Annotated in this window: 1 pseudogene; it reads left to right on the forward strand. The window is 71.2% G+C overall.

Annotated features, from left to right (window positions below):
- Window positions 1-424: pseudogene (locus tag U8525_RS34485) on the forward strand (ISKra4 family transposase); the annotation flags it as partial.

Genomic DNA, 424 nt, shown 5'->3' on the forward strand with positions numbered 1-424 from the left:
ATTGACATGGCGGCTGAGGCGCTGTCGCTCGAAGGCAAGCGGAGGTTGCTTCAAAGCTACGACGCCGACGCCCCCCGCCTCCTCATCGACAGCGCTCCCTGCGCGCGCGTCGGCCGGTACACGGCGACGTACAAGACGAGGCAAGGGGAAGTCGAAGTAGAGCGCAGCCTCTACCGCCGGATGGGACAGCGAAACGGCCCCACGGTGGACACCGTCAGCTTGCGCGCCGGATGCGTGGCGGACGGCTGGCTGCCCGAGGCAGCGTGCGGCATGGCCCACCTGCTGGCCCATGGGACCTCGCGCGAGGCGCAGGGGACTGCCCGCGCGCTGGGCGTGCTGCCCTACAGCCGCAGCAGCTTCGAGCGGGTGGGGCATGCGGTTGGCGCGCTGTACGGGGAGGGGCGTGTGCGCGTGGAGGCCGCTC

Origin of the sequence: Corallococcus sp. RDP092CA (assembly GCF_041903675.1) — a bacterium.
Taxonomy (GTDB): domain Bacteria; phylum Myxococcota; class Myxococcia; order Myxococcales; family Myxococcaceae; genus Corallococcus.